This is a genomic window from Oceanobacillus locisalsi (assembly GCF_042675985.1).
Taxonomy (GTDB): Bacteria; Bacillota; Bacilli; order Bacillales; family Amphibacillaceae; genus Oceanobacillus; species Oceanobacillus locisalsi.
This window is the reverse complement of sequence record NZ_JBHTKK010000003.1, coordinates 212,644-218,886: the sequence shown is the minus strand read 5'-3', so window position 1 is coordinate 218,886 and position 6,243 is coordinate 212,644. Positions and strand designations below refer to the sequence as shown.

The 6,243-nt window shown below is 39.7% G+C and carries 6 protein-coding genes; 4 read left to right on the top strand and 2 right to left on the bottom strand.

Going from position 1 to position 6,243, the window contains the following annotated elements; genetic code table 11:
• The first annotated feature begins 835 nt into the window (after nucleotides 1-835).
• The 4 genes from ACFQ19_RS05225 (at nucleotide 836) to ACFQ19_RS05210 (ending at nucleotide 4,580) form a co-directional block, all read left to right on the top strand.
• A complete protein-coding gene (locus ACFQ19_RS05225; protein ID WP_379591070.1) occupies nucleotides 836-1,456 on the top strand; it encodes a succinate dehydrogenase cytochrome b558 subunit in 621 nt (206 codons plus the stop codon).
• Nucleotides 1,457-1,491: 35 nt separating this feature from the next.
• Nucleotides 1,492-3,240 carry a succinate dehydrogenase flavoprotein subunit gene (gene sdhA, locus ACFQ19_RS05220; protein WP_379591069.1) on the top strand — a complete coding sequence of 583 codons (1,749 nt, stop codon included), beginning with the start codon at nucleotides 1,492-1,494 and terminating at the stop codon, nucleotides 3,238-3,240.
• Between the two features lie 15 nt (nucleotides 3,241-3,255).
• Complete coding sequence (sdhB, locus tag ACFQ19_RS05215; protein WP_379591068.1) at nucleotides 3,256-4,020, top strand: succinate dehydrogenase iron-sulfur subunit; 765 nt, start codon at nucleotides 3,256-3,258, stop codon at nucleotides 4,018-4,020.
• A gap of 119 nt (nucleotides 4,021-4,139) precedes the next feature.
• The gene (locus ACFQ19_RS05210; protein WP_379591067.1) at nucleotides 4,140-4,580 is read left to right on the top strand and encodes an acyl-CoA thioesterase; all 441 of its coding nucleotides are present in this window, start codon (nucleotides 4,140-4,142) and stop codon (nucleotides 4,578-4,580) included.
• A gap of 210 nt (nucleotides 4,581-4,790) precedes the next feature.
• On the opposite strand, the gene ACFQ19_RS05205 is transcribed toward ACFQ19_RS05210, so the two are convergent.
• Both ACFQ19_RS05205 and ACFQ19_RS05200 read right to left on the bottom strand, forming a co-directional pair.
• Nucleotides 4,791-5,654 (bottom strand): Ltp family lipoprotein, encoded by an 864-nt coding sequence (locus ACFQ19_RS05205; protein WP_379591066.1) that lies wholly within the window; start codon nucleotides 5,652-5,654, stop codon nucleotides 4,791-4,793.
• 307 nt (nucleotides 5,655-5,961) lie between these two features.
• Nucleotides 5,962-6,186, bottom strand: coding sequence for a helix-turn-helix domain-containing protein (locus tag ACFQ19_RS05200; protein WP_040981732.1), 225 nt, complete (start codon nucleotides 6,184-6,186; stop codon nucleotides 5,962-5,964).
• Nucleotides 6,187-6,243 lie beyond the last annotated feature (57 nt).

Sequence of the window (6,243 nt, the reverse complement as noted above, 5' to 3'; positions counted from 1 at the left end):
TATCCGGCGTAAAATGATTCATTAATCACTTTATCAGATTATTTTGTATTGCATTCGCTGTAGAACGCTATATGAGCGAAGGAAAAACATGGAGACTCCTAGTCGGCTAAGACCGGTCACGTCCTGTTGCAACGTCTGCACTAGTACGTCCTGGGACTGCGGTTACTCGCCCCATCAAAAACCGTTGTACGTCGGAAAGCGGAATGTTTTTCCGTAGCGGTCATTACCCTCTAAATTTAGTTGATTTTGATGAGGAGCTCTGATGAAGCCAAATAAGTTGGCTGTGAATAGTAACATCTGTTATTCAACTTTCGTACTTTAAAAAGTAGCTTCCTTTCCATACATCTGTTGCTGAAGCCGTGCCCATGGAGACTAAGAACGCAACGTCCTGGAGTTGGGGCTGTGCTTACTCGCCCCATCAAAAACCGTTGTATGTCGGAAAGCGGAGGGCTTGGCCGGAGTGGAAGCTAAACACCATATCTTGTTCAAAAATAAAAGAATGATTAAACGAAAAGCAAGCATGATAATAGAGTTCGTGTTTATTCTGGAACAGTTAGGTTAACTTGTCCTAAGGTGTGAAAGTTGAGTTTATTAGAAAAATGCATGTGTCTGATAGAATTATATCACCATTTCCTGCTGATAAGATATTTTTGAAGAGAAACTTTTCTTCTTTCTTAAATAAGGTAGTTGGGAATTCTTGACGCTTTAGGTTGTAAGAAGTACAATAATAGATGTTATTGGCTGTACTATGAAAATAAATATTTACTCGTTTTTGTAAAGGCTTTATTTTTGTAGTATACATATTATGGGATTACGTTTCAAAAGGGGGGTAAACATGGCAGATCAACGCGATTTCTTCATTAGAAGATTACACTCGTTACTGGGAGTAGTACCGATTGGTATTTTCTTAGTACAACATTTATTTATCAACCACCTTGCTGTGTATGGAGAAGAAACATTTAACACAGCGGCTGGCTTTATGCATGAATTACCATTTGTATTGCTGATAGAGACATTAGTAATCTATCTACCAATCTTATTCCATGCGGTTCTAGGTATTTATATTGTACTCACATCAAAATACAGTACACGCCGCTACGGATTTTTCCGTAATTGGATGTTCGCATTCCAGCGCTTCACCGGTATTTTTCTTGTTATTTTCATCGCATGGCATGTGTGGGAAACACGCGTTCAGGTTGGTTTAGGGAATGTCGATGTAAACTATAGTCTGATGGAAGGTATTTTGACGAGCACACCAATGTTTATATTTTATTTACTTGGTGTCATTTCGGCTGTATTCCATTTTGCAAATGGTTTATGGAGTTTCCTGGTTACATGGGGAATTACACAAACACCAAAATCACAGCGTATCTCAACGTATGTGTGCCTGATTGTTTTTCTAGCAGTCAGCTATCTAGGGGTAAGATCATTACTGACATTCGCATATGGTGTTTAAATAGTAATGAAATGAAAGAAGGAGTGAGTTAACGAATGAGTAAAAAAGTTGCTGTAGTCGGCGGCGGTTTAGCCGGTTTGATGGCTACAATCAAAGCTGCTGAGGCAGGAGTAAATGTAGATCTATTTTCCATCGTACCTGTAAAACGTTCTCACTCTGTATGTGCACAAGGCGGTATTAATGGAGCTGTAAATACAAAAGGAGAAGGAGACTCTCCGGATCTGCATTTTGACGATACAGTTTATGGCGGAGATTTTCTCGCTAATCAACCGCAAGTAAAAGCAATGTGTGATGCTGCACCAGGTATTATACATATGTTTGATCGTATGGGTGTTATGTTTAACCGCACACCGGAAGGACTATTGGATTTCCGGCGTTTTGGCGGTACGCAGATGCACCGTACAGCATATGCAGGGGCAACAACAGGACAGCAGTTATTGTATGCATTAGATGAGCAGGTTCGCCGCTATGAAGTGGAAGGACTTGTTACGAAATATGAAGGCTGGGAATTCCTTGAAGTTGTTATCGATGAGAACGGTGTAGGAAAAGGAATTGTGGCGCAAGATGTAAAAACGCATGAAATTAAGGCATTTCGTTCCGATGCAACCATTTTTGCTACAGGAGGACCTGGCATCATTTTTGGTAAATCAACCAACTCTATGATTAACACAGGTTCAGCGGCAAGTAAACTTTACTTGCAGGGAGCAAAATATGCAAACGGGGAATTTATCCAAATTCATCCGACTGCTATCCCTGGTGATGATAAGCTCCGGTTAATGAGTGAATCAGCTCGTGGAGAAGGCGGCCGTATCTGGACGTATAAAGACGGCGAACCGTGGTATTTCCTTGAAGAAAAATATCCGGCATATGGTAACCTTGTCCCTCGTGATATTGCAACACGGGAAATTTTTGATGTGTGTGTCAATCAAAAACTTGGCATTAATGGAGAAAACATGGTTTATCTTGATTTATCTCATAAAGACCCGAAAGAACTAGATGTAAAACTAGGCGGAATTATTGAAATTTACGAGAAGTTTGTCGGGGAAGATCCGCGTAAAGTGCCAATGAAAATTTTCCCTGCAGTTCATTATTCTATGGGCGGTCTATGGGTTGACCAAAAGCAGATGACAAGTATTCCCGGAATCTTTGCTGCCGGTGAGTGTGACTATTCACAACACGGCGGAAATCGTCTCGGTGCAAATTCTTTATTATCAGCAATTTACGGAGGTACTGTGGCTGGACCAAGTGCAATTGAATATATTGACAGCTTGGACGTGCATGTGGAAGAACTTCCGGATGAACTCTATCAATCTCGTGAAGAAGCAGAACAAAAAGATTTTGATAAACTGATGAATTTACAAGGTACCGAGAATGCATACCAAATTCATAAAGAACTTGGTGATTGGATGACGGACTATGTAACCGTTGTTCGTGATAATGATAAATTATTGAAAACGGATGCGAAAATTGTCGAATTGATGGAACGCTGGGAAAATATCAATATCAATGATACTTCCCGCTGGCATAACCAAGGCGTTATGTTTACACGTCAATTAAAGCATATGCTTCAATTAGCCCGTGTTATTACGAATGGCGCGTACAATCGAAATGAAAGCCGGGGAGCCCACTACAAACCGGAATTTCCGGATCGTAATGATGAAGACTGGTTAAAGACTACCATCGCGGAATATGACGCGCAAAACGATAAACCGGTATTTAGTTATGAAGATGTGGATGTTTCTCTGATTCCTCCTCGTAAACGGGATTATACAACTAAACACTAGAAAGGAGTAAACAAAATGGCTGAACAAAGTAAAGTTACTTTTATTATAACAAGACAAGACGGCCCGGATACTGCTCCTTATGAGGAAACGTTTGAGATACCATATAGACAGAATATGAATGTTATTTCTGCCTTAATGGAAATCCGGCAAAACCCAGTAAATAAGAATGGGGAACAAACTTCGCCAGTTATGTGGGATATGAACTGCTTAGAAGAAGTGTGCGGTGCATGTTCGATGGTAATTAATGGTACTGCAAGACAATCTTGTGCAGCGCTGGTTGACCAGCTGGAGCAGCCGATTCGACTTGAACCAATGGCAACCTTCCCGGTTGTCCGTGACCTTATCGTAGATCGGGAGAGCATGTTTGACGCATTAAAACAGGTGAAAGCTTGGATTCCGATTGATGGAACACATGATTTAGGTCCTGGACCACGCATGCCAGAAAATAAACGTCAATGGGCATATGAATTATCAAAATGTATGACATGCGGCGTTTGCTTGGAAGCTTGTCCAAATGTGAATGACAATTCAAACTTTATTGGTCCTGCTGCTATTTCCCAAGCGCGTTTATTTAACGCTCATCCAACTGGAGAAATGAATGCAAGTGATCGTTTGAATGGTCTAATGGAAGAGGGCGGCATTGAGGGTTGCGGAAACTCTCAAAACTGTGTGGAAGTTTGTCCAAAAGGAATTCCTTTGACAACATCTATTGCAGCGATGAACCGTGCTACCAATATTCAAGCTTTTAAAAACTTCTTTGGAAGCGACGCAGCTCTTTAATAGAGAAAGAGAAAAACCCTGACCAGATCCAGGTGAGGGTTTTTCTCAAATGAATAATGTAAGCGTTTTATATTAGTTGATTTCTGCAATAAAATGAGATAGAGGGAGGAAAAGGGCGTATGAGTCGTATTCCTTACATTGAGGATTTTTCAACGTGGGAAAAAGAATTTACTTTCTATATTCCCGTATCAGTGCGATTTTCCGAAACAGATATGTATGGTCATGTGAATAATGTGTCCCCATTTATTTACTTTGAAGAAGCTCGTATTGCTTATTTAAATAAAATAGGCTTTTTGTCAAAGGATATGCGTCAAAAAGATGGAATCATTGTTGCTGATTTACAATGTAATTACCTGAAGGAACTATATTTTGGTGATCATATACGGGTTTATGTGAAAACAGCATCTGTTGGCAATACTTCTTTTGATATCCATTATAAAGTGGTTAGAGAAGAGGAAGTCATACTGACAGCCCGGGGCAGGCTAGTGTATATTGATACAGAAAAGAAAGAACCGCAAAAACTGTCCGAAGCTTTAAAAAAGAAATTAATAGAGACGTAGTGTGTTAAAAACTTAGAAGCGCGTGTTATTCCCATTTGCCATGTGATTACATTTTATAAGTCTATAAATTACACTCCCCAGGTAAAATAGAAAGAAAAAGTCATCCTTTATGCAGGATGACTTTTATCATGGGGAGCCGCCTGTAATATTTCCGCGTGCGAGCAACTGCTCCTGTTGAATAAAATGTTTTATTATATCGGTATAGTTTATTTATAAGCCTGCTTGTTCCGCAGCATACGTTGCATGTTCATTACTGAAACCTTCAAATACAAGTTGTTCAATCAAACCACTTTTCGAAAAGCTGGAATAAGCTAAATAGTCTTCTGCTGTTAAAACAGCTTGTTCCTGCCAATCAACGTGCAGTTGACTTACCGCTTGAGAAGCGTGTTCATTGCTGAAACCTTCAAATACGAGTTGTTCAATCAAACCGCTTTCGGAAAAACTGGAATAAGCTAAATAATCTTCGGCTGTTAAGACAGCTTGTTCTTGCCAATCAACATCCAGTTGATTCACTGCATTGGCAGCTTCTTCATGAGTAAATCCTTCAAATTCCAATTGCTCAATCAGACCGGTTTCGGAAAAAGAAGAATAATTTATGTAATCTCTGGCTGTACTTACAGCATTTTGTTGTGACAGTGTTTCTTCCGCTTCTTCCACTTCGATGATATCTTCTTCCTCTTCACTGAGTTCTTCCATTTCATCAAACGTTTCTATTTCAGCATCTTCTTCTGCTTCATCAAGTGTTTCTGTTTCAGTAACATCTTCCTCAACCTCTTCAACTTCTTGTTCTTCAGCAGATTCTTCTTCCAATCCATCAAGTTCTTCTGCTTCAACTATATCTTCTTCGTCTTTTTCTTCTGATTCGGCAGGTTCTTTTTCCGCTTCTTCTTCCTCTTCTAATTCGACAGGTTCTTCTTCTGCTTCTTCCGACTCATCCGTTTTAACAGGTTCTTCCTCGACTTCTTCTGCTTCTTCATCCCTTATTTCTTCTTGCTCCGATTCTTCTGCTGCCTCATCTTCCTCTCCGCAGCTGCTTAAAATTGCAGCAGCTGTGATAAGTGCAATCAGTAACAACTGCCATTTCTTAAGAAGAGATATTTTTCCTTTTTCCTAATTTCATCCTTAACAGTATGAAAACAAAAAAGCCTGAGCTCCTTTTCCCGAAACTCAGACTTACAGAGCACCTTCATATATTGTAGATGATACCTGTGAGGAATGACGATAAAGCATACAATGAAATGGCAAGAACCGTTCCCGGTAACCTTACCTTCCAATGCATATATTGGCAGGAGATCAAAATAATAATCAAATAAAATAAGAATATAAATGTATTTTGATCTCGAATAGCATCTTGATTTATCGTTTTCTCTTATCTTTGTGATTATAGTTTTAATTCGCCCATGCGAAGCAATTCAACTACAGCCTGTGAACGGCCTTTTACCCCCAGTTTTTGCATCGCGTTTGAAATATGGTTCCTCACAGTTTTTTCTGAGATGAATAGCTCTTGGGCAATTTCTTTTGTTGTTTTATCTTGTACTAATAGTTCAAACACTTCTTTCTCGCGTTTGGTCAGCAGCTGCTTCGGTTTATACCCATTATCCTTCAAATGTTACCCCCTCCTTGCTTTATAGAACTGCATCGTGAAGGGAAATTATTTAGTCGA